Origin of the sequence: Nitratireductor rhodophyticola, assembly GCF_019891355.1 — a bacterium.
GTDB lineage: Bacteria > Pseudomonadota > Alphaproteobacteria > Rhizobiales > Rhizobiaceae > Nitratireductor > Nitratireductor rhodophyticola.
In genome coordinates this window covers 176,591-198,801 of the sequence record NZ_JAHSSF010000004.1, presented here as the reverse complement: position 1 = coordinate 198,801, position 22,211 = coordinate 176,591, and the positions used below count along the sequence as shown (strand labels likewise).

At 60.8% G+C, this 22,211-nt stretch carries 22 protein-coding genes and 1 tRNA gene; 7 read left to right on the top strand and 16 right to left on the bottom strand.

The features are described 5' to 3' along the window. Nucleotides 1-55: 55 nt before the first annotated feature. The 3 genes from KUG85_RS16405 to KUG85_RS16395 all read right to left on the bottom strand — a co-directional run bounded on the left by KUG85_RS16405 (nucleotide 56) and on the right by KUG85_RS16395 (nucleotide 3,642). The gene (locus KUG85_RS16405; protein WP_223006090.1) at nucleotides 56-1,873 is read right to left on the bottom strand and encodes a serine aminopeptidase domain-containing protein; all 1,818 of its coding nucleotides are present in this window, start codon (nucleotides 1,871-1,873) and stop codon (nucleotides 56-58) included. 171 nt (nucleotides 1,874-2,044) lie between these two features. Next, nucleotides 2,045-3,070, bottom strand: coding sequence for a DUF3137 domain-containing protein (locus KUG85_RS16400; RefSeq protein ID WP_223006089.1), 1,026 nt, complete (start codon nucleotides 3,068-3,070; stop codon nucleotides 2,045-2,047). Then, nucleotides 3,067-3,642: a LemA family protein gene (locus tag KUG85_RS16395; protein WP_223006088.1), complete on the bottom strand. Its 576-nt coding sequence runs from the start codon at nucleotides 3,640-3,642 to the stop codon at nucleotides 3,067-3,069. Before KUG85_RS16395 ends, KUG85_RS16400 begins: the two co-directional genes overlap by 4 nt. Nucleotides 3,643-3,928: 286 nt before the next feature. Here KUG85_RS16395 and KUG85_RS16390 point away from each other — a divergent pair, with 286 nt between their 5' ends. Continuing rightward, the gene (locus KUG85_RS16390) at nucleotides 3,929-5,251 is read left to right on the top strand and encodes a sodium:solute symporter family transporter (RefSeq protein WP_223006087.1); all 1,323 of its coding nucleotides are present in this window, start codon (nucleotides 3,929-3,931) and stop codon (nucleotides 5,249-5,251) included. A gap of 10 nt (nucleotides 5,252-5,261) precedes the next feature. Here KUG85_RS16390 and KUG85_RS16385 read toward each other — a convergent pair whose 3' ends face one another. Then, nucleotides 5,262-5,783, bottom strand: a complete 522-nt coding sequence (locus tag KUG85_RS16385; protein ID WP_223006086.1) for a hypothetical protein — start codon at nucleotides 5,781-5,783, stop codon at nucleotides 5,262-5,264. Between the two features lie 287 nt (nucleotides 5,784-6,070). Further along, nucleotides 6,071-7,000 (bottom strand): DUF3137 domain-containing protein, encoded by a 930-nt coding sequence (locus tag KUG85_RS16380; RefSeq protein ID WP_223006085.1) that lies wholly within the window; start codon nucleotides 6,998-7,000, stop codon nucleotides 6,071-6,073. 143 nt (nucleotides 7,001-7,143) lie between these two features. On the opposite strand from KUG85_RS16380, the gene KUG85_RS21125 reads away from it, so the two are divergent. After that, nucleotides 7,144-7,275, top strand: a complete 132-nt coding sequence (locus KUG85_RS21125; protein ID WP_255606455.1) for a hypothetical protein — start codon at nucleotides 7,144-7,146, stop codon at nucleotides 7,273-7,275. 397 nt (nucleotides 7,276-7,672) lie between these two features. On the opposite strand, the gene KUG85_RS16375 is transcribed toward KUG85_RS21125, so the two are convergent. Further along, nucleotides 7,673-7,749, bottom strand: a tRNA-Met gene (locus KUG85_RS16375). 230 nt (nucleotides 7,750-7,979) lie between these two features. On the opposite strand from KUG85_RS16375, the gene KUG85_RS16370 reads away from it, so the two are divergent. Next, a complete protein-coding gene (locus KUG85_RS16370; protein WP_065815513.1) occupies nucleotides 7,980-8,933 on the top strand; it encodes a Gfo/Idh/MocA family protein in 954 nt (317 codons plus the stop codon). Between the two features lie 114 nt (nucleotides 8,934-9,047). Here KUG85_RS16370 and mnmA read toward each other — a convergent pair whose 3' ends face one another. Then, nucleotides 9,048-10,229 (bottom strand): tRNA 2-thiouridine(34) synthase MnmA, encoded by a 1,182-nt coding sequence (gene mnmA, locus KUG85_RS16365; RefSeq protein ID WP_223006084.1) that lies wholly within the window; start codon nucleotides 10,227-10,229, stop codon nucleotides 9,048-9,050. Nucleotides 10,230-10,517: 288 nt separating this feature from the next. Here mnmA and sciP point away from each other — a divergent pair, with 288 nt between their 5' ends. Continuing rightward, a complete protein-coding gene (gene sciP / locus KUG85_RS16360) occupies nucleotides 10,518-10,793 on the top strand; it encodes a CtrA inhibitor SciP (RefSeq protein ID WP_007009631.1) in 276 nt (91 codons plus the stop codon). A 265-nt stretch (nucleotides 10,794-11,058) separates the two neighbouring features. On the opposite strand, the gene KUG85_RS16355 is transcribed toward sciP, so the two are convergent. Further along, nucleotides 11,059-11,433 (bottom strand): flagellar export protein FliJ, encoded by a 375-nt coding sequence (locus tag KUG85_RS16355; RefSeq protein ID WP_065815511.1) that lies wholly within the window; start codon nucleotides 11,431-11,433, stop codon nucleotides 11,059-11,061. A 443-nt stretch (nucleotides 11,434-11,876) separates the two neighbouring features. On the opposite strand from KUG85_RS16355, the gene ctrA reads away from it, so the two are divergent. After that, on the top strand, nucleotides 11,877-12,572 hold the full coding sequence (gene ctrA, locus KUG85_RS16350) for a response regulator transcription factor CtrA (RefSeq protein WP_007009633.1): 696 nt from the start codon (nucleotides 11,877-11,879) through the stop codon (nucleotides 12,570-12,572). Between the two features lie 313 nt (nucleotides 12,573-12,885). Here ctrA and KUG85_RS16345 read toward each other — a convergent pair whose 3' ends face one another. Next, nucleotides 12,886-13,254 carry a response regulator gene (locus KUG85_RS16345; protein WP_065815510.1) on the bottom strand — a complete coding sequence of 123 codons (369 nt, stop codon included), beginning with the start codon at nucleotides 13,252-13,254 and terminating at the stop codon, nucleotides 12,886-12,888. 102 nt (nucleotides 13,255-13,356) lie between these two features. After that, the gene (gene chpT, locus KUG85_RS16340; protein ID WP_223006083.1) at nucleotides 13,357-13,989 is read right to left on the bottom strand and encodes a histidine phosphotransferase ChpT; all 633 of its coding nucleotides are present in this window, start codon (nucleotides 13,987-13,989) and stop codon (nucleotides 13,357-13,359) included. Between the two features lie 473 nt (nucleotides 13,990-14,462). Between chpT and KUG85_RS16335 the strand changes: the two genes are divergently transcribed. Continuing rightward, on the top strand, nucleotides 14,463-15,053 hold the full coding sequence (locus tag KUG85_RS16335) for a DUF1134 domain-containing protein (protein ID WP_223006082.1): 591 nt from the start codon (nucleotides 14,463-14,465) through the stop codon (nucleotides 15,051-15,053). A gap of 159 nt (nucleotides 15,054-15,212) precedes the next feature. Next, nucleotides 15,213-16,448, top strand: coding sequence for a hypothetical protein (locus KUG85_RS16330; protein WP_223006081.1), 1,236 nt, complete (start codon nucleotides 15,213-15,215; stop codon nucleotides 16,446-16,448). Between the two features lie 26 nt (nucleotides 16,449-16,474). Here KUG85_RS16330 and KUG85_RS16325 read toward each other — a convergent pair whose 3' ends face one another. From KUG85_RS16325 to choW, 6 genes are all read right to left on the bottom strand, one after another. Continuing rightward, nucleotides 16,475-17,278: a TrmH family RNA methyltransferase gene (locus KUG85_RS16325; protein WP_223006080.1), complete on the bottom strand. Its 804-nt coding sequence runs from the start codon at nucleotides 17,276-17,278 to the stop codon at nucleotides 16,475-16,477. Beyond that, entirely contained in the window at nucleotides 17,275-18,045 is a 771-nt protein-coding gene (locus KUG85_RS16320) for a HugZ family pyridoxamine 5'-phosphate oxidase (protein ID WP_223006079.1), read from the bottom strand. The genes KUG85_RS16325 and KUG85_RS16320 overlap by 4 nt, the downstream gene beginning before the upstream one ends. A 7-nt stretch (nucleotides 18,046-18,052) precedes the next feature. Continuing rightward, nucleotides 18,053-19,228, bottom strand: a complete 1,176-nt coding sequence (locus KUG85_RS16315; RefSeq protein WP_223006078.1) for a CaiB/BaiF CoA transferase family protein — start codon at nucleotides 19,226-19,228, stop codon at nucleotides 18,053-18,055. A 7-nt stretch (nucleotides 19,229-19,235) separates the two neighbouring features. Next, nucleotides 19,236-19,997: a 3-hydroxyacyl-CoA dehydrogenase gene (locus KUG85_RS16310; RefSeq protein ID WP_223006077.1), complete on the bottom strand. Its 762-nt coding sequence runs from the start codon at nucleotides 19,995-19,997 to the stop codon at nucleotides 19,236-19,238. A gap of 95 nt (nucleotides 19,998-20,092) precedes the next feature. After that, a complete protein-coding gene (choV, locus tag KUG85_RS16305) occupies nucleotides 20,093-21,280 on the bottom strand; it encodes a choline ABC transporter ATP-binding protein (RefSeq protein WP_223006076.1) in 1,188 nt (395 codons plus the stop codon). Then, a complete protein-coding gene (choW, locus tag KUG85_RS16300) occupies nucleotides 21,277-22,131 on the bottom strand; it encodes a choline ABC transporter permease subunit (protein WP_223006075.1) in 855 nt (284 codons plus the stop codon). The genes choV and choW overlap by 4 nt, the downstream gene beginning before the upstream one ends. Nucleotides 22,132-22,211 lie beyond the last annotated feature (80 nt).

The window sequence follows — 22,211 nt, the reverse complement described above, 5'->3', positions numbered from 1 at the left end:
CCGTCGCCCTCTTGCCGCTTGGTGACGCCAATAGCGGACCGTCACAATGAGGGGGCTAGCCAAGCCAGCCGACCGGTCCGGACAGTATGCGCGAGGTGAGTTCGGACTGGGTGTGGACGTTCATTTTCGAGAACGCTTTCTTGAGATGGCCGCGCACGGTGCTGACCAGAATGCCAAGCGATTCCGCTGCGTCTTCGGGGGATTTCCCGCCGGCAATCAGAAGTGCGATTTCGGCCTCTTTACCGGTCAGGCCATAGGCAAGTTCGACCAGCGCCACGCGCGAGTCCGCCGTGAGCTTCCGCTCAAGGCTGGTGCGAAGCACCAGGACGGAGGCGGGTCCCTGTCGCTGCAGGCTCGTCTGTCTCAGCGCCTCGGGGTGAAACCGGAAGCCGACGGGGACGTCTTCATGGACAATGAGTGTCTCGCGATGGCTCGTTCGGCTGGCAGGATCGCTCAGCTCGCCCGTCAACAGCGTGCGGGTGAGCTGGTTCAAGAGGCGTTGATCGGTACTCGACAGGTCCCTCGTGGGAAACAACCGGGCTAGTGCCTCGAAATAGGTTCGGTTCGAATGGAGTAACCCGCCCTCGCTGTCGAGTATTGCAACGCCGATCTGAAGCCGTTCGATGACCGACTGCAGCAGAACACCCAGCGTGGCGTTCATCATCACCTGCCGGTTGAGATTGAACGAACGTTCCCAGTGCGGCATCAGCGACAGGATGCGCTTGTGCAGGGCGGACTCCGCCAGATCGCCGGATCGTTCTGCCTCGTAAATCATCCGGTAGATGATTTCGTTCCAGCGGCTTTCATCGTCGATGGCGTTGTAGCAGAGCTCGACGAGCTCTCCGGGACTCATGTCCTCGGATGCCCCAAGGCTGCTGGTCATCGAAAGCAGTTCCGAAGTGAGTTCGGCAACGCCGATCTCAGCGCTTCCTTCTTCCGGATGCCACTCTTCACCGACCCATCGTACAATGCGCTCGGCGATGCCGAAGCGTTTCTCCTCGAGAAACAGGGCCGATCGTGCGCCTTCGATGCGGGCTGATGCGATATCGTCAAAGCCGACACGTTCGAGAAACCGTTCGACAGGCGGCAAAAAACCACCGTCGCGCAACATTGCGTCTTCGCCGCCGAAAAGGATAAGGCAGCGTGTGCCGGGCACCACCGACGCACCCTTCGGCCATTTCCAGGCCGAAAGCATGCCTGAGAAAATATTGTACCAGTATGCGGGCGTGGGCGTCGGCCAGCCGAGCGGATCGGCGATCACGGAATCGATCAGGGCGCGATCAGCGCTCATGACGTCTGCCGGATGCCGGCGCTCTTTCAGGTGCGAGCCCAAAAACGCGTATAGATGATGCAGAGACTGTTCGTCCGGGGTGTCTGCGGAGCCGAGTTTACAGCGCGTCTGCGAGAACGTTTTGCCGAACATGGCAATGGCGCGCTGATTGGGCGGCGGCGAGATCAAGACTATGTGACGGGCGAGGTCCGGCCAGGTTTTGAGCACTTCCAGTGTCAGCAATGCGGTGATGTTGGGAACAACGACCAGCCGGTGTTCCCAGGGGATGCCTGCGAAGCTCTTTTCGTAGAACAGCCGCATGTCGGCGATGGCGCGCTGCCAGCCACCCTCATAGTCGAGATGTCCCAGCGGACTGTGATTACCGGTGGATTTGCCGTGTCCGCGCACATCACCTGAATAGGCGTTCCATCCCAAATGGCGAAAGGCCGCGCCCAGATCGGAGAGCATGCCTGAATGCGTGGGCTGACTGTGGCCGAGAAACACGGCTCTGGGGCCATGCGCCGGCCTGCGACCCGGGTCGACGACCCACTTGCGCATAAGCAGCGGCTGGTTGTCCTCCCCCAGCAGGAACTCGGCATTCATAATTTCATCCCCCAAGCCAATCAGACGCCCGCGCCACCTGAAACAACTCCGGAGTTGTTTACCGGTGTCCGCGTGAACCCGGTCTGAACGACGCTGGCAGCCCTTTTGCCATTCGGGCGTGAATATAGAAGAGGTCAGGCAGGGAGTGAAGCGAACGACGACAGGGCAGGATCACTCGACGTAGCGCCTGATGGAAAGTTTGGCGGCTTCGAATTCTTCCAGCATGCCGGGCAAGAGGCGGTCGATGCCACCCTCCGAAGCGTTCTCGCCAGCCAACCTGTCCTGCGCCATGAAAAACAGAACATCATCTTCGACGATGAAACCGAGATTGTGAAAGCGGGCCGCGAGGTCGAGCATTGAGGCCTGTGTGGCCGGTGTGAGTATCTGCAAAACCTCCTGGGTGACATCGCGGCTATCCCTTTTCGTCATGGGGCGCCCGGAAACATGAAACCGCTCGTTGAACTGTATCGACTCTGTCTTGATGTCGCGATCCAACGGCCCCCTGTTGACGATGCTCTCAGGTCGGATCACCGCGCGGATGCCGGTCTTTCGGTCGATCCGGTAAGCGCCGAGCAATGAAAAGAACTGGCCGTAGCCGCCCTTGCCACCGCGCGCGTCGCGCCGCATCTCACGCATGCCGAGCCCGGCCTCCATCTGCATGGCGCCTACCGCGACCCACAAAGGCAGACTGTCTTCCCTGCTGTCGCCCCAGAACTCGCCATCCAGCCGCACGCCCATAAACGAACCGGCCCGGACTTTCGTCAGTTCGGGTATGCGGGCCTCGATCTTTTCCAAACGCGGTGGTTTTACACGCTGGGAACGGCGTTCGTAATGGCCTTCGGAGTCACGCACCGGGGTTCGTTCAATCTGCCATTCCAGGAACCTGCCGGTATAGGACCAGTCCCTGTCTCGTGCGATCCTGACCCGGCGGACGAGCCGGCGGCCATCCGCATTTTCGAGCATTTCCACCAGAAAGATCGCGCCAAAGGCCAGGGTGGTGACGGCGACCGGAGCAAAGGGAAAGCTGTTGCCGGCAAAGCCGGCGACCATCGTCCATATGAGGGCGAACAGCGCGACCGGCAGGGGAAGGCGTTTCAGCCAGATGGGAAGCGCAACGCCCTTGCCGGTGCTGGATGTGTCCGGCGTCTCTACCGATATTTCACCTTCGAACGGATCCCAGTGCCGCCGCTTGCTCACGGGCGGTTTCCCGGCAGATCGATTTCGGGCATCGCGCGCACCGCTTCAGCCTCTGCGGTGGCCAGGGAAAAAGGCGAGGCGTGCTCAAGCCCCATCGCACGGGCGATCCAGTTCGAAGGGATGGCGTCTAGCAGGGTATTGTAGCGCTCGACATTGGCGTTATAGAGCCGCCGTGCCGCGCTGATCTGGTCTTCTGTTTCCTCCAGCTGTTTCTGGAGTTCGCGGACACTGCCTGTTGCGCTGATTTCGGGCGTATCTTCGGAGTAGGCAAAAAATGCGTGGAGCGCGGCTGACAGTTCGCTCTCCGCCCTCTGCACGGTCTCGATGTCGCTCATGCGCGCGCTCATTGCGCTCTGGCGCGCCTCCATGAGCGCGTCGAAGATGCGATTTTCCTGCGCCATCGCGCCCCGTACCGCCTCGACAAGGGCGGGGATGAGGTCATGACGGCGCTTTAGCTGCACATCGACCCCCGAATAGCCGGTTGCCACGGCGTTTTTTGCTGCGGCCAGCCGGTTCTGCAGATAAATGAGTACGAGTATGCACGCTGCGATTATGACAATGGTGGTGATCATGTCTGGTGCCGGAAGCCTCGCGAAATGCGGCGCTTTGCGCATGGGAGCCCTGGCCTGGACCGGCTCATCGCCTCACGCAACGCTGCCCCGCTTCATCTTTTCGTTTGCCGCATTCTCGCGGATGTCAGGTGATCTCATCTGACTGTAGAACGCCCTAGCCGGGCGCGTGCATGGTCGCATCCCCCAAATGAGGGGGCACACGATGCGGCCGGAAGGAAAACGGAAAACCGGATTCTGTCCGAGGTAAAGCTGGTGATCTGGCGACCATGAATGATACTCATCCAGAATGTATTCGCCTTTTGACATCCTCGAATTCGGTCCGATTGTCTTTGTCCTGTTCGCGCCACTCGTCTATGCGCTTGCGCGCGCCCGCAACGCGACACGGGACGATTTCATTTTCAATTCGGGCCGAACCGGGTTGCTTGCGACGATTGCCGGCATCGTGTGCGGAAACATCGGGGCCGGCACATTTGTCGCACTCCTGCTATTTTCCGATGCCAGCCCGATCCTTGGTGTGTCGCTGGCCTGCGCATACGCGCTGGGGCTCGTGATTTGCGGCGCAATAGCGCCAGTGGTTCATCGACAGTCCAGTCAATATGGCGTTCACGGACTGGTCGATCTCATTGTGGCGGTACATCGTGTCCGTCATCCGCTGGCGATCTGGATTCCGATCGCTTTCGTTTTCCTGCTACGCACGGCCGTGCAGCTTCTGGCGCTGGCCGCGATCCTGGCCACCATCCTGCCGGTTTCGAACCTGGCTGCGCTTGTTCTTGCGAGTGCGTTTACCGGGATCTACACCGCCATTGGCGGGTATCGCGTGGCTACGGAGACCGACATCTTTCAGGCCATCGTCATTCTTGTCGGCATTGGCGTGCTCACGCTGACGAATGCCGGCGGCATGCCGCACATCGAAAACATGTTCGATCTCGGCCCTTATAAACTGCCGCTGCTTGTCGGTGTCTGGCTATTCATTCCCGTCAGTGCGGTCCTTGCGATCGACAATTGGCAGAGAATGGCAACGGCGCGGGCGCCGGCGGTGGCGCGAAGGGCATTTCTGCTTGCTGCGCCCTTATGCCTGTTTTGCTACCTGAGCATCGTCTGGCTCGGGCTCAAGGGGCATGCGGGCGAAGAGGTTCTTACCGTATTGCGTGCGACCATGCCGGCTCAGTGGGCGTGGCTGGCTGACGTCATGCTGATTGCCGTTCTCATGTCGACCATGGACACATTCGTCATGCCGCTCATCACCAGTCTGGAGCGGACGCGCTACACGCTGCGCCAGCTTCAACTCATGGTGCTGATGCTGTTTTCCGTGCTCGCCATCGCTGCCTACGCAATGGGGCCGCTGCTCAATTCCATTATCGCGGCATTCAGCTCGCTCGTGGTTTTCCTCCCGGCCGTACTCGCCGCACTGCTTACGCGCAATCCCCGTGCCGGGTCGGCAGTTCTCTCGCTGAACCTCGGCGTGGCGGTCAGCCTGGTTCTTGTCGGCATCGATCTGAACTATGCTGCGTTTGCCGGGTTTGGAGTTGCCGCGCTGACCTATGGCCTTGGGTGGGGACTGGCGTCGCGGTCCCGCCGCAGTGGCCAACCGCTAAGGAGCAGCCAGTGAAGCCGCCTGGTCACCCGCTTCCTTCCGTTTGGGGGAGGTCCCGGCTCTGGTCCTCTTCGATCACCAGCCCTGCAAACCCTTCGCCCTCCACGTGGATCCGAGGGCACGCGCGTGGCTCCCGATTTGAATAATCATACCAGCACTCCCTGATCCTGTAGGCGATTTTGAGGTCGGCACAGGGCGTTTCTGTGTTGATCCCGGTGGTGGTGTGGAATTGAGACATGCCCGCACTGTCCCAGCCTGTAAAAACCCACTGCAGCGGCAAACGGGTCGATTTGCCATCACGCGCATCGGTGTAGCGCGCCTCTCCATAGAGTGCGTAGAAGCCCTGCTCGCGCTTGTTCACGGTGACGCGTGTTTCGGGCCTGCAAACGCGGTTGCCGGTTTCTTCCGCATGGACGGTCAGATGCAGATCGCCCGCAGGCACACGATTGGCCGTCTTCTGCTGACTGAGCGCAAAGGCTGCAATGCCTGCGGCGAGCACCAGACCGCCGAAGACCGACGCGACTATAAGATATTTGGGGCCGGGCATCGGCTTCTCCTGTCCTTGATCTCTGATCCCTGCAACGCACGTTGCAGTCCGGCAACTTCATGTTCCTGCGCCCAACCGCGTCTGGTCGTCTGGCCGGGCAGTTTCAGTTTTTTGAGGCGTCTGAGTGTCAGCAATGTACGCCTCCTGCTTCACCTGGGTCAGGACCAGTGCTGCATGGATACCCGACAGAGGCCCATCCTAAATGGGAGTGAAGCGGCACCTTGCAGCGCGAAATCGTGTTCGTGTTCCACCATGCTGCCGGGGTCGCATGCGGGCCGGTGACGTTCTTACGCATGGCCGGTAGCGCTCAGCTTGAGACTGTCGATGACGTCGGTCACAAGTTCGAGCTCGGCCAGGAGGTTGCGGGCACGTTCCTTCCCATCACGAACTTCACGAAAGACATTCCCGATCTCGAAACGCCGCGCAGCCGAACCGATGCGTATGGTTATCAGCAAGCGATCGTCCACGAACGCCAGCGCCACGCCCCGCCTGTTGTTGAGACGCTCGGTGAGTTCCATGATCCGCTCCATGAAGCGTGGCGTAAGCAGGTAACGGGCTTCGATCTGATCGGTGGAGAAGACGTTGAAGCGATCTTCAAACCGGGGGTCTTCGAGCCGGACCCGCTCACCGTTCTGACGGTGCTGTTCGAGCGCATTTCCGATCCAGTCGGTGTCCGCAACAATCATGGTTTCGCCGTTGAAGGGCTTGCCGAAGCTGTAAACCAGCATCAGGGCCCGCCACTTGGCCTTCTTTTTCGAGAACTTGCCCTCGCACAGCTCGAAATCCACGCCGTCAACATGTCCGCCGATTCGATCCTCGAGCTTGACGCTTGTGTAAGATGGCAGGAGCGGTTTGAACCGGGCGAGCGGGAATTCGAATTTTCTGAGAGTGTATTCAAAGCCGAGATATGCGCAGACGCCGCCAGTCAGAACCTGCTTGTAGCGGTCGGTGAGCCCCAGATAGGCAAGGCCTGCTCCCAACATGCCACCGAAGCCCACGGCAAAGGCGGCCAGCGCAATCGGACCGTCGGATTGGCCCGTCTGCGCAAGGATTGCGATCGCACCGAAGCCGATTACGCCGAGGCCCGCCAGTCCGGTCATGAACCGCACCCGCTTTTTCCGGAGTGCTTCGAGAGCGACAAGCGCGGGTTCGATTTCGCCTGCGTAGTAACTGTCGAAGCTATTTTCGGTGGCGTATGTCGCAGCGGGCGTGTTCACGGCTGGTGCACCAGATCAGTTATCGCGGGAATGCGACGGCGACATACCAGGGCGATGGGCATGAAGAGGATGGCGGCAAACGGGAACGCGAGCACGGCTTATCCTTCTTTCGGATACATGGTTGTCGTTTCCATTCAACCATCATGCAGCCAGACGTTGAGCGCCTCTCCCAAATTGGAGAGGCTGCCCGCCAATCCGTCTCCATGGATGATCCCGACATGAATGAACGTCGCGATGCTTCAACGGCTGTATCGGCAACGGTGCAGTTGTGGTGAAGATGACACCTGAGGCCGATTTTCACGGGGCCGGACGGCCTGCTTGTTGAGCAGCCCAACCGGGTTAGAACCTTCGTTGCGACGTGGAGGACCCGAACTTGCGGAATACGCATGGTTGTCGGTTGGAAGAAGACGTCTGCTCGGACGGCGCGGGAAGCGGTCCAGGGGCGCGTCCGCCAACCAGGAGCCTTTCTCCAGCCTTCGTGATCGGGCTCCGGCTGGTTTCCTGAGAGCCGGATTTCGACCGGACAAGCGGGGCATCCCAGCCGGAGCCAACCGCCTCGTCCCGGCGCCATTGGTGTACGCCCCCGTCGCCCAAAGTGCTGCGCGCTGCGATGCAAGAGCCATCACAATGTGCTGAGGTTGATTTTGTAGACCTGAAATAATTGAAGAATTTTGGTAGCGGAGGAGGGATTCGAACCCCCGACACAAGGATTATGATTCCTCTGCTCTAACCGACTGAGCTACTCCGCCGCCTGGAGGCTTCGAGAACCGGTGTCGAAACCAGTCCGGTGCCTCACGAAGACGCGCGGATATAAGGTGGCGTTGTCTGTTGTGTCAAGCGGGGGAGACTGTTTCTTCGGGGAATTTGTCGTGGCTTACGAATTCGCTTAAGAAATGACCGGGTTTTCAAGGGCAGGGTTGAGTCGCGGGGGCGGCGTCTGTATGTGTTTTCAGCGCCAAAATCTCGGGCGAAGGATTTGATGAAACCGCGTATTGCCGTACTCGGATGTGGCTATTGGGGCTCTAACCACATTCGCACGCTTAAGTCTCTCGGAGTGCTGGCTGCCGTGTCCGATGCCAATGAGGCACGGGCTGAAGGCTTTGCCAGCGAGCATGATTGTGTGGCGATATCGCCGGAAGCGCTTTTCGAGCATGCCGGGATCGACGCAATCGTTCTGGCCCTGCCGCCGCAGTTTCATGCCGAGTATGCCATTCGCGCCATGCGCTCCGGCAAGGACGTGCTGGTAGAGAAACCGATCGCTCTCACGGTGGATGATGCGCAGCGAGCCGTTGCCGTCGCGCGCGAAACCGGACGCATCATCATGGTCGGGCATGTGCTGCGCTTTCACCCGGCGTTCGAAAAGCTCAAGGAGCTGATCGACAAGGGTGATCTCGGCGAGATCCGCTACATCCATTCCCACCGGCTGGGGCTCGGCAAATTCCACACCGAGAACGACGCTCTCTGGGACCTCGCTCCGCACGATCTGTCCATGATTCTGGCCATCACCGGCGCGGCGCCGGAAGAGGTGCGGGGAGAAGGCGCGGCGCTGCTCGATCATCTAAGCGATTTCGCGCATCTGCACATGCGCTTTCCCGGCGGTTTGCGCAGCCATCTCTTCACCTCAAGGCTCAACCCCTATCGCGAACGTCGCCTCACGGTCGTTGGCGACAAGGCGATGGCGGTCTTCGACGACGTGGAGCCCTGGGGACGAAAGCTGGCCGTCTATCGCCACGCCGTCTGGCACGACAGCGGGCACTGGGCCTTCACCACCAATGAGCCGACCTATGTGGATGTGGAAGAGGGAATGCCGCTGACGCGCGAGCTGCAGCATTTTCTCGATTGCATCGAAACGCGCGGCGAGCCGCGCACGACCGGGGAAGAAGCCATTGAGGTTCTTCGCATTCTGACAGCCGGCTCGGTGACACATGGCTGAGGCTTCTTCCGGGGCAGGCGAAAGCGTCTGCCCCGCGAAAAGCTGCGTTTCATCGAGGCCGTGAGGCCGCCGGAATGCCAGCCTCCCGGGGTGCGCGGTCTCAGGCGCGCAGTCTCAAGCGCTTTGGGCCGTTGCAACCAGTCGTGTCAACTGGGCTTCGGCTTCCTGGCCGCGCTCCGAACGCTCGATAAACCCGCCGCCGTAGACGCGGGCCTCATTGCCGTCATCCGAGTAGAGCACGCAGGCCTGTCCGGGGGCGACGCCGGCTTCGCCCTCGGTCAGTTCGACCCAGGTCACGCCGTTCTCGTGATGCAGCACAGCCGGGCGCGGCGGGCGCGTGGAACGCACCTTGGCGAACACTTCCATGCCGCCCGCGGGCAACTCGTCAAGCGGGCCGTCGCCCAGCCAGTTGACCTGGCGCAGAAAGACCTTGTGCGTCTCCAGCGCCTCGCGCGGCCCGACGATGACGCGTGCATTCGCTGCATCCAGATGCACCACATAGAGCGGCTCACCTGTCGCCACGCCGATGCCGCGCCGCTGGCCGATCGTGTAATGCATCACGCCGTCATGATGGCCGAGCCTGCGCCCGTCCAGATGCACGATCTCGCCCGGTGTCGCGGCTTCGGGCTTCAGCTTGCTGATGATGTCGGAATATTTGCCGCGCGGCACGAAACAGATGTCCTGGCTGTCCTGCTTGGTGGCGACGCTCAGGCCCATCTCCTCGGCAATGGCACGCACTTCCGGCTTGGAGAGGCCACCCAGGGGGAAACGCAGATAGTCGATTTGCTCCTGCGTGGTGGCGAAGAGGAAATAGCTCTGGTCGCGATCGGCATCCACCGGACGGGTCAGGGCGCGGTGTGCGCCATTGGCGCGGCTGCGGATATAGTGGCCGGTGGCGAGAGCATCGGCGCCGAGTTCGCGCGCGGTCTCCAGAAGATCGGCGAACTTGACGGTCTGGTTGCACGAAACGCAGGGGATCGGCGTTTCGCCCGCCACATAGCTCTGTGCAAAGGGATCGATCACCGCCTCGCGGAAGCGCTGTTCATAGTTCAGCACATAATGCGGTATGCCCAGCGTCTCGGCGACGCGGCGCGCGTCGTCAATGTCCTGGCCGGCGCAGCAGGAGCCGGGGCGGTGTGCCGCTTCGCCGTGATCGTAGAGCTGCAGGGTCACGCCAACGACGTCATAACCCTGTTTCGCCAGGATGCCGGCGACGACGGAGGAGTCCACGCCGCCAGACATCGCCACCACGATTCGGCAGTCCTGCGGGCGTCCGGGCAGGTCGAGGCTGTTCATTTGTTTGATCTTCTTTGTCTCTGGTCGTGGGCGATTACATGCCAATGCGGCGAATATAGGTCAAGGATCGGGTGGCTGCCAGCACGAAGGTTAACGAGCGACCTCAAGAGCCGGAGCCCGGTTTCCCGGGCCTTTGCTGCCCGACTCGGCGCAATTTGAAACAAATCGGCGGCAAATTCCTAACGCGGGATTCATGTCCGTTACCGTATGCTTACCATGTGTTTAGGCAAATTTTAAAGCCGGCGCAGTAGCTTGTGTAACGGGTCTTGAGTTCAGGTAGAGAGTACTATGACCGAAATGGTTCGACCGCGCGTAAAATATGTCATCGGCCCGGATGGCAGTCCGCTGACAATTGCGGACCTGCCTCCGAGCAATACGCGCAGGTGGGTTATCCGTCGCAAGGCGGAAGTGGTGGCCGCAGTGCGCGGTGGGCTTTTGAGCCTTGAGGAGGCCTGTCAGCGTTATCGTCTGACGGTGGAGGAGTTCCTCTCATGGCAGGCTTCCATCGATGATCATGGCCTGGCGGGGCTGCGGACGACACGTATCCAGCAATATCGGCATTGATCCGGTTTCGGCGCGCCCGTCCCAGGAATGGAACAGCGCGGCGACTGCCGTTCAAACCCGAAACAGGCCGGCGCCATGCGCCGGCCTTTTTCTTTTCCGCCAATGCGGCGTCGGCAATGTGGCCCGCGCTTGAAGAACCTTGAAGCCGGGGCGTCGGTGCGCGGCTCCGATTTTATCGGTTTTTGAGTGGGCACAACGAAAAACGACAGGGAGACCCTGCCGTTCAAACCGGTTCATCGATGTGATGTGGCTGCGGGAAAGGCGATCAGCCGGTCATTGCGCGCGACGCTGCGGCATCCGGCCGTCCGCGTCCGTCACGATTCTCCAGTGCTTCGGCCTTGGCAAGTTCGGCTTCGGCCTCGGTAAGTTCCGCTTCGGCGGATTTGCGCTGTTCGATCAGCTCGGCCTGCGATGTGCGCAGGTTGTCACGGCGCAGCCGCGCGGCCTTGGCGAAAGTCGGATAGGCAAAGTGGTTGAGGTCGGTGATGCCGGCCTTCGTTTCCTCGGACGTGATCTGTGCATCGAGTTCCGCGGCCATGCGGTCGAACTCGGCAATCATCGAATCCAGCTGTGCCATGCGGCGGCGCTTCTCATTAACCTGAAACTGCTTCAGTCGAACGAGGTTTTCACGCGGCTTCATACTCGATACTCCCACAATACGCACACACCAGCGCCCCTCGGCGGCTGTCCGTCCCGTTTACGCCGGGGCAGTCATCCCATGGTAAGCGCACTTAGGAAACAAATTCCTAAGATTTGACCCCTTCGGTAACCATTCGTTTACGGGCATTGTTAATCATAAGGACGATGGCTTAAGGCACGGTAAAGATTATGCGTCAGAAAGCCGTAATTTGATTGCTGGGAGAGTCGGTTAGCTGAAATTGCTAATGTGATTCGATCTGTTTAAAGGCGGATATTTGACCATTGGAATCAATGCGGTGCCTTCGAAAGCTGAAAAGGGAATCTGGTGCTTGCCAGACCGAATTAGATTTTGTTAACCATTAACTGGCAGCCTCCGATTCAGGCAATCATTGCTTCGGTGCCGGGTGCCTGCCAGGCCGGGTCGGCGGCGAAAAGGGGATAAAGATGCGCGTTTTGCTGATTGAAGACGACAGTGCCACGGCACAGAGCATCGAACTGATGCTCAAGTCCGAGAGCTTCAATGTCTATACGACGGACCTCGGAGAAGAGGGCGTCGATCTCGGTAAGCTCTACGACTACGATATCATTCTGCTCGATCTCAACCTGCCGGACATGTCGGGTTATGAGGTTCTGCGGACACTGCGCCTTTCGAAGGTGAAGACGCCGATCCTTATTCTCTCCGGCATGGCCGGTATCGAGGACAAGGTGCGCGGCCTGGGCTTCGGTGCAGACGATTACATGACCAAGCCGTTCCACAAGGACGAGCTGGTGGCGCGCATTCACGCCATCGTGCGCCGTTCCAAGGGGCATGCCCAGTCGGTCATCACGACAGGCGATCTCATTGTCAATCTCGACGCCAAGACGGTCGAGGTTGGTGGTCAGCGTGTTCACCTGACCGGCAAGGAATACCAGATGCTGGAGCTTCTTTCGCTCCGCAAGGGAACGACGCTCACCAAGGAAATGTTCCTAAACCACCTTTATGGCGGCATGGATGAGCCGGAGCTGAAGATCATCGACGTGTTTATCTGCAAGCTCCGCAAAAAACTGGATGCGGCGTCCGGCGGTCAGAACTTCATCGAAACGGTGTGGGGGCGCGGCTACGTTCTGCGCGAGCCCGAGGAAATCCGCGAAAGCGCCTGATTCTGCTCCTGCATCCCCTTCAAGAACGCGCAAACCCGGCCGCGAGGCCGGGTTTTTTGCATTTTTAACGTGATGATGCGTTTGGCAAAGGGCCTAGGGGCCTGACTCTAATGCATGTCGCTTTCAAATGAATTCATTTGAAAGACAACGAACATGCATCATTTGAAAGTGTTACAGCGTCCTTTGCGCGTCTTATAAGACGCGCGGCGCTGTAGAGCGGTTCACCGTTTCATGGAACCGCGGCTCCACTCTATCTGTCTGATTTCCTGCATTTGTGCTGACGTCAGGTGATTCCACTTGACTGCAAAATGCTCTAAGCTGCCGTTTGAAACTCGCGGAACTGCTCTAGCAACTGGGCGCGGGTGAAGGGTTTCAGCATATAGCCCTGCGCACCGGCGCGTTTGGCTCGCATGATCGCGCCGAGGTCGAGTTCGGCCAGGCACAGCAGCACATGCGGTTTGAATTCGGCGGGAAGCGCCATCAGTCCGCGCACAAGGTCGCTTGAATCCATGTCCGGCAGCGAACTGTCGACAATGATGATGTCGGCCATGTCGTGGGCAGAGAGATCGAGCGCCTCCTGTCCATTGGCGGCCTCCGTGACCATCATCTCAGCGCTGGTCAGGATCCGTTTGGCGACCTTCCGGATGACGCTCGAATCGTCGACGATCAGGCAGCGAGCCATTTTCCACACCCTTTCACGCAATGCAGTCTGCCGCTGACAGCAGACAGGGGAGACTATGAAACAACGCTGGTAAAGCCGCCGCAAAGACTTATGGTTAAAAGTCTATTTTCTCGCCGACAGGATGATTTCTTCGGCCGTTGCACGAATATTGACGGTCATGCCGGTCTCGCGGGCCAGAAGCAGCGTGTAGTAAAACTGGACACTGTGGGCGTCGATCGGCTCTTCGGGCTTGTTCCCCGAGTGAAGCTCCAGAAACTTCGGTGGCACGCGAAGCATCGGGCCTTCCGCAGCGATCCTGAAAGCCGGAGCGCTATCCAGATCTTCCAGGTAAACACGCAGTTTGCCTCCACGCGGAATGGCGGAATTGGCAACAAGCAGCAGGTTCAGCAGAAGCTTTACCTGGTTTTTGGGCAAAAGCGCGCGGGCGCCGTGCCACTCGAGGTCAGGCTTTTCGTTGGAGATGAAAGCCGTTGCCACCGATTGCGCGTCGCCAGTGTCTATCTGCATGCCGGCCGATCCGGCCGCGCCGAAGGCGATGCGTGCAAACTGCAGCCGTGCCGAGGCGTTTACCGCGCTGGCGCGGATCAGTGCCATCGCGTCTTCGTCGGCGCCGCCCTCATCCAGCAGTTCAAGGCCATTGTTGATGGCGCCCACCGGCGAGATGATGTCGTGACAAACGCGGCTGCACAGAAGAGCGGCAAGATCGGGCGCGCTCAACGAGAAAAGTTCGGACATGGGCATCTGTCCTCCAGACGTTGTTGCATCGGGCCATCGCCGCCTGCTGATGCCGCGGTGCCGGCCGGTCCTTGCTCTAGACCGCCGTGCGTCCGACCGGACGCACAAAGGACGATCCAAACGATTGATGGAGCATCGGAATAATCCGAAAACCGGATCCCACTTTTCGGTCCGATTCTCCAATGGTCCTGACTTCGAACAGGTTCCAGTCTCCAACCGAAACAGATCGGGCCGAATCAGATCGTGGAACGCGCTGCTTCTGGTTACACAGGCGGGCGAAAACCGGCAACAGTTTGGCCGGAAATGGCGTCTTGTGCAGTCGGGCTTTCCGCGCTTCAGGCCATCTGCCGGCCATGTTTCAGCTTGAGGTTAACAGTTGGAAAAGATTCGCGGCCTATTTTGAAGCAATCGTGGCTCAGCGCGGGGTAACGGTGGGCGGTCCAAGACAGCCACTCATGGATGGAGAATGAACAATGCCTGCAAGGCTTTTTGACTGGACGCGGTTCATCCAGGCCGTGCTGGTGGTTTTCGCGGTCGGCCTTGGCGCCATTTCCCTGACCACCAACGCTGCACGGGCCAATAACGGCTATACGGCGCAGGAAATCGTCGATGCCGGGCACGGCTTCTTCGGCGCAACCACAGGCGGTCTGGCGACACTGGTCGAGAAGGTCTTTTCTCAATACGGTTTGCCGAACGGATATGTCCTTGGCGAGGAAGGCTCCGGCGCGTTCATCGGCGGTCTGACCTATGGCGAGGGCATGCTCTACACAAAGAACGCCGGTGATCATAAGGTGTTCTGGCAGGGGCCCTCGATTGGCTGGGACTATGGCGGCCAGGGATCACGGGTCATGATCCTCGTCTACAACCTCAATTCGGTGAACGATCTTTACCGTCGTTTCGGCGGTGTTGCCGGCTCTGCCTATCTGGTGGCCGGCCTTGGCTTCAACGCGCTCACCAATGACAACATGATCCTGGTTCCAATCCGCACCGGGGTCGGTGCGCGGCTCGGCGTCAATCTGGGGTATCTGAAGATGACCCCGCAGCCGACCTGGAACCCTTTCTGACGTGGTTTCGAATGGCGGCGCGTTGAACAATCCCGCGCCGCTGCGAAGGGCGAAAACCGCTTCACGAGCGTATCAGCTTGACCTGCGTGTCGTTTTGCGTGACCCAATGAGGTGACAACTGCAGATGCAGGGCTTCGCTGAAGATATGGGTTTCATGCGGTGATCACGACGATACTGCTCATTCTGCTGGGCTTTTTCATTGCGGGGTTTCTCGCCCTTTTGCTTGCGCCGCTTGTGTGGCGCAGGGCAGTGAGGCTCACCACAAAGCGCATCGAAGCCAGCATGCCGCTTTCTGCCAACGAACTTGAGGCAGAGAAGGACCGGCTGCGTGCCAGCCATGCAATGGCCGCCCGCCGGCTTGAAATGAACATCGAGACCCTCAACCGAAAGACTTCGTCGCAACTGGTCGAGCTTGCGCGTCTGAGCGATGAGGCGCGACAGCTTGCCGAAGAGCGTGACGCGCAGGACAGGGTGATCGCCGATCTGCGGGACGAAACGGAAAAACAGCGCGCCGCGCTGGCGGAAAACGCCGCGATCATTTCCACGCTCGAAACCAGGCTGGACGAAGCGGTTTCCGAGCTGGAAGTGCGCGGCACGGCGCTGATGGAGCTCAATGATCGTTACGAGGAAGAACGCCTGCTCGCGAGCAGCCGGCAGATTGAAATGGTCGCCCGCGAAACGGAACTGCGCAAGGTCGAGGATGATCTGGCCGAGCTTCGCCGCGATCGCAAGGATGCCATTCGTGCGGGCCGCGATGCCGAGGCAGCGCGCAAGGAGGCGGAAGCCGGCCTGAAGGTGGCAGAGAAGCGCAATGCTGATCTTCAGAAAAAAATGGAGAGCCAGATGAGGGCGCTTTACGAAAACGAGGAAAAGCTGGAACGCCGTGAGGCCGAGATTGCCCGTTTGCGCAAGGAAATGAATGCGGCAAGCGAGGCCAGCCTTTCTGATCAGGCCACGCGCCGATTGATGGAGGCCGAGGCGGAAAGCGACCGGCTCTCCCGCGAGCTTGCCGACAAATCCCTGCAGCTGCGTACGCTTCTGGCTGATGTCGGTGGTCGGACCGCCGCGCCTGCAAAGCCCTCGGAGGCCGAACAGGACAAGCTAAAGACACGCATTTCAAGACTGCTTCAGGAAAACAAGAAGCTTCGCGGCGAACTTTCCGAGAAAAAGAGAAACGGCAAGGCCGCTCCCGCAAGGGCTCGGGCCGCGGGGCAGTCGGACGATGCCTTGCGCGAGCAGATCCACAGCCTTGCCGCCGAGGTGGTCAGTCTCACAGCCGCGCTTGAAGGCGGGGATACACCCATTGTCGACCTTCTGAAACAGGAGGAGGCAGCCGGCGAGGGGCGCCCCCTGAGCCTTGCCGAAAGAGTGCGGGCCCTGCGCGATCGTTCCTGAGTATGCGGGCCTGAGCGCGCGGGCCATCAGCCTCTGCGCCAGAGCCTGTGCAGAGCGATGGCGGAGGCCGCTGCCACGTTGAGACTGTCGAAATCGGGAGCCATGGCGATGCGCGCGGTTGGAAGCCGCGTCATGTCTTCGTCGGAGAGGCCGTGCCCCTCACTGCCGAGCAGAAGTGCGTGGCGTGGACTGCGCCTGACGTCGGCGATGTCGATTTCCCCGCGCGGGCTCAGGGCCAGAATGGGATAGTCCCGGTCCTGCAGCGCCGCTGCAAGCGCAGCCGTGTCGCTGAAGCGGGCGAAGGGCACTTTGAGCGTCGCGCCCACCGAGACGCGGATCGCCTTGCGATAGAGAGGATCGCAGCAATCGTCAGTCAGAAGAACGGCGGCGGCTCCGAATGAAGCGGCGTTGCGGAAGATCGATCCAACATTGTCGTGGTTGGAGATGCCGGAGAGCGCGACGACCAGCGCTTCGTCCGGCAGCGTGTCGAGAAGCGCTTCGCCACTGGTTTCCGGCTTGCGACCGATGGCGAGGATGCCGCGGTGGATCTCAAATCCGGCGATTTCGTCCATGACCGCGGCGCTGGCGGTGTAGACGGGAACGTTCCGGGGAATACGTTCGATCAGGTCGCCGAGTCCCGAAACGCGGTTTTCGCGCAAAAACACGCTTTCTGCATCGAACCGGCTCGTGGAGAAAAGCACGTTCAGCACCACGCGGCCTTCGGCCACGAAGCGCCCCTGCCGGCCCACGAGGTCGCGTTCGCGGATGTTCCGATAGGCGGCGATGCGTGGATCGTCGGCGCTCTCGATGGGAAGGAATTCCCGTTTCACGCGGCAAGTCCCGCGCGTGCTTCCTTCGCCATGGCGACAAGGGTGGGACGCATCTGGGTCGCGTCGCTCAGCGGAGCCGCGAAAAAGATGCGCAGCATTTCGTCGCCAAGCGCCAGGTCCAGCCCTTCAGGGTCGATGCCGGTCAGTCGCCATTTGCCGGCGGGTGCGCGGGCAAAATGGCGGGCATAGTTTTCGACCGCGTCCGCGTGATCGCTGTTCATATGCGCGATGGCGCCGGCCTCCGCCTCCGCAAGCCCTTCAACTGCGGCGCTGCCGGTCAGAAGATCGTTGCCAGTGAGCCTGTAGGCACGGGCGAACCCGCCATTCAGAAGTGCGCCCTGCAGCTCCAGCCGTAAGATGATGAAATCGGGAAAATCCACATAGAGTTTTGCCTTGGGGTGGCGGGCGAGATAGCGGCGCCTGACACGCTCATGCACCTCGCTCCCGCGTTCCAGGCGGGAGGCGACGGCCTTGATGGAAAGGCGCGGATGCGCCAGCGGGTCGCCCTTGCCGGGCTCGCCGATCATGAGCGAGCAGCGCGGGTCGGTATCAAGGCCCTTCGTGTGTGCGGAAAGGCCGGAAACGAGAATGAGCGGCGTCCCGTCGAGATCGGTCGCGGTGGCGACGCGGGTGGCAAAGGGCGCGCCGTCCTCCGGGTCAATGGTTGCCAGTGCGCCAAAGCGTGCGGTCCGCAACAGCGTCTTTGCGAGGCGAATGGCATCGGCATCGGTCTCGAGAATGACGTCTTTCTGTTTTTCTGCGCTCATCGCTGCCTCAATCCGTTGAAGCGTCTCCTTCGCCTATGATGCCTTCGGCTGCAAGTCTCTGTTGTTCTTCTCCGCTGATCCCAAACCGGGCAAGTGACGCCGCCGCGCCGGCGGGCGCTGCCGTTTCGCCCGGTGTGCGGGAGAAGCGGGGAGCGGGGGCGGGGCGCGTAAACCCGTGTTTTTCCGCATGGGCGTGGCGGGCGCGGCTGTGCGGATGAGCGGCGGCTTCCCCGGGTGTGAGGACCGGTGCGACACAGGCGTCCGAGTTTTCAAAGCGCTCGATCCAGAATGCACGATCCTGCGCGCCGAAGCGCCGGGCGATTGCCGCGCGCATGTCCGGCCAGCGTGCCTGATCGTATTGCGCTGCGGCCAGCTCGGTCTCGAGCGGCAGAAGACTTGCGAACTCGGCAAAGAACTGCGGCTCGAGGCAGGCGACGGCCATATGCCGGCCGTCTGCCGTTTCATAGGTGTCGTAGAATGGCGCGCCGCCGTCGAGCAGGTTGGTGCCGCGTTCCTGGCACCAGAAACCCGTTACCATAAAACCGAAAAAGGGTGCGGCCAGCATCGAGGCGCCGTCGATCATCGCTGCATCGACGACCTGTCCCTTGCCTGACCGCGTTTTCTCCAGAAGCGCTGCCAGAATGCCGGCGATGAGAAACATTGTTCCCCCGCCATAGTCGCCCACGAGATTGAGTGGCGGAACCGGGCGTTCATCCCTGCGCCCGATCATGGAGAGCACGCCGGAATAAGCGAGATAGGTCAGGTCGTGCCCGGCGCGCTGCGCCAGCGGACCGTTCTGCCCGAATCCCGTCATCCGGGCGTAGACGAGGCCGGGATTGACGCCAAGGGCTGCATCGGGTCCCGCGCCCAGACGTTCCATCACACCTGGGCGAAACCCCTCCATCAACACATCGGTCTGGTGGATCATGCGCATGAGCAGTTCCCGCCCGGCCGGGTGTTTCAGGTCGAGCTTCAGGATTTTCCGGCCATGGCGGTCGAGATCGTATTGTGGCGGGACTTTGAGAAAGTCGCGTCTGGCATCCCTGCGCTCGATGCGCAGAACCGTCGCGCCCATTTCGGCCAGGATGAGCCCGGCAAGCGGAACGGGCCCCAGCCCCGCCATCTCTATGACGGTGAAGCCCGCGAGCGGGCCTTTTCGGTCATCGCCTGTGTCTGGGCCCATGTCTGGCCTATTTCGGGGCCATGCGGATCGCGCCGTCGAGACGGATCGTTTCGCCGTTCAGCATCTGGTTTTCAACAATGTGGCAGGCAAGCGCTGCATATTCGGAAGGCTCGCCGAGACGCGGCGGGAAGGGCACCTGCTGCCCGAGCGAAGCCTGTGCGTCCTCCGGCAGGCCGGCCATCATCGGCGTCTTGAAGATGCCCGGCGCTATGGTGCACACACGAATACCCGAGCGCGAAAGGTCGCGCGCTATGGGCAGTGTCATGCCCACCACGCCGCCTTTGGAGGCGGAGTAGGCGACCTGGCCGATCTGCCCGTCGAAGGCGGCAACCGAGGCCGTGTTGACGATGACGCCACGCTCTCCACCGTCAAGCGGCTCCAGTTCCTGCGTTGCGGCTGCAAACAGCCGGATCATGTTGAACGTGCCGAGGAGATTGATCTCGATCACCCTGCGATAAAGATCGAGCGGATGCGGTCCATCCTTGCCGACGGTCTTCATCGCAATGGCAATGCCGGCGCAGTTGACGAGAATGCGGGGGGCGCCGAGCATTTCCGTGGCTTCCCTGATTGCCGCTTTGGCGTCATCCTCGCTTGTGACGTCACACTTGACGGCAATGCCGTCAATGTCGCTGGCCACCACCCTGGCCCTGTCCATGCCGACATCGGCGATGGCGATTTTCGCCCCTTTGGCAGCCAGTGCCCGCGCGGTTGCCTCACCAAGCCCCGAGCCGCCGCCCGTGACGAGTGCAACGATACCGGATGGATTCATGTGACTGCCTCCCTCATGTCTCTTGAGGACAGTAGCGAGGGAGGCCGGTCTGGAAAAGGTGTCTCCTGTGCAACGCCGCTGTGCGCGGGACAGGTTCAGCGCCGGATGATGGCGCCGAGCACGTCGCGGATGCCGATGGCGCCGACGAAACGTGACGCTTCGTCGAACAGTGCCACAGGTGCCGTCTGGGATTGCTGCATGGCGCGCATCACCGTCCGCAGCGGCGTGCCTGCCGTTGCCCAGAAGACCTTTGGCCGGTCTTCAGGCAGGTCCTCGATGTTGTCGCATGAGACCCAGATGGCCGGCTTGCCGTTGCGTTCGGCGTCGACCACCAGCATGTTTTCGTCGAACCTGAAACGCGTTGTCTGTCGCCGGTCGAGCCAGAGCCAGCCTTCGCCGGCCGCTTCCAGGTCGCGCACGTCACGCATCACGTTCCAGGCCGTCAGCACCGAGAGCGGGTTCACATTGGAAATGAAGTCCCGCACATAGTCGTTCTCCGGCGCCAGAACGATGTCTTCCGGCGTGCCGGTCTGCACGATCCGCCCGCCTTCCATGATGGAGATGCGGTTGCCGATCTTGAGCGCTTCCTCCAGATCGTGGCTGACGAACAGGATGGTTTTCTTCAGGCGCTCCTGAAGTTCGAGCAGCTCATCCTGCAGCTTGGTGCGGATGAGCGGATCGAGCGCGGAGAACGGCTCGTCCATCAGCAGGATCGGAGCTTCCGTGGCAAAGGCACGCGCGAGGCCGACGCGCTGCTGCATCCCGCCGGAAAGCTCATGGGCATATTTGTCGGCCCAGTCGGTCAGATGCACCAGCTCGAGTTGCGCCATCACGCGTTCCTTGCGCTCCCCTGCAGGCACGCCGGCGAGCTCCAGCCCGAAGCCGACATTCTCCGCCACGGTGCGCCAGGGCAGGAGGGCGAACTGCTGAAAGACCATCGCCACGCATTCGCGGCGGATCTTGCGTAACTCGGCCTGGGAGCAGTTCACCACGTCGGCCTGCCAGTCACCGTCATGGACGACGACATTGCCGCGGGCCACGGTGTTGAGCCGATTCACCGCGCGCAACAATGTGGATTTGCCGGAGCCTGACAGGCCCATCAATACGGAAATCTCGCCACGCTCCACGGTCAGGTCGCAGTTTGCACAACCCAGCACCGCGCCGGTTTCGGCAAGGATTTCCTCGCGGTTCTTGCCGGCATCCACAAGCGGCAGCGCATCTGCCTTCTGCCGTTCGTCGCCGAACAGGATGTCGACCTTCTGAAAATCGATGGCCACGCTCATTTGTCGCTCCCCCGCTCGATGCGCGCGATGCGGTCGAGAATGATCGCCAGCACGACGATGGCGAGGCCGGCTTCAAGCCCGAGCGGGATGTTGACCGAGTTGAGCGCACGCACCACCGGCTTGCCGAGCCCGTCGGCGCCGATCAGTGCGGCGATAACGACCATGGAGAGCGACAGCATGATGCACTGCGTCAGTCCGGCCATGATGGAGGGCAGGGCGGCGGGCAGTTCCACCTTCCACAGGAGCTGCCGTTTGGTGGCGCCGAAAGCCTGGCCGGCCTCCAGCATGGGCTGGGGAACGGAGGTGATGCCGAGATAGGTGAGCCGGATCGGCGCCGGCGATGCGAAAATGACTGTCACGATCAGACCGGGGGCGGCACCGAGACCGAACAGGATGAGAACCGGGATCAGATAAACGAAGGTGGGCAGTGTCTGCATCAGGTCGAGTATCGGGCGCAGCACCTTGTAGACACGCGCATTATGCGCCGCCCAGATGCCAACGGGCACGCCGATCGCCATGGAGACAGCCGCTGCCGCCACGACAAGCACCAGCGTCTCCACGGTTTCTTCCCATAAACCCTGATTGATGATGAAGAGAAGGCCGACAGCGACGCCGATTGCGAGCTTCCAGGAACGCTGCAGCGCATAGGCGAGCGCTGCAATGGTCAGCACCAGAATGGTGGGTGGAATGGCGAGGAGAATGTCCACCAGACCGTCCAGCACATCGGCCAGAATGTCTGCCAGCGTGTCGAACAGCCAGGCGAAATTGGTGGTCAGGAAATCAAAAAAATCTCGGCCCCACCGGCCGATGGGAATTTTCCAGTCAGCGATCCATTCTGAAAGAGGGTCCATGAGCCCGAATGGTTCCTTTCTTTGGATTTCTTCTTATGCGTCGTGCTCGCCATTCATTTGGCGGCTGCCCGGCTTGCCAG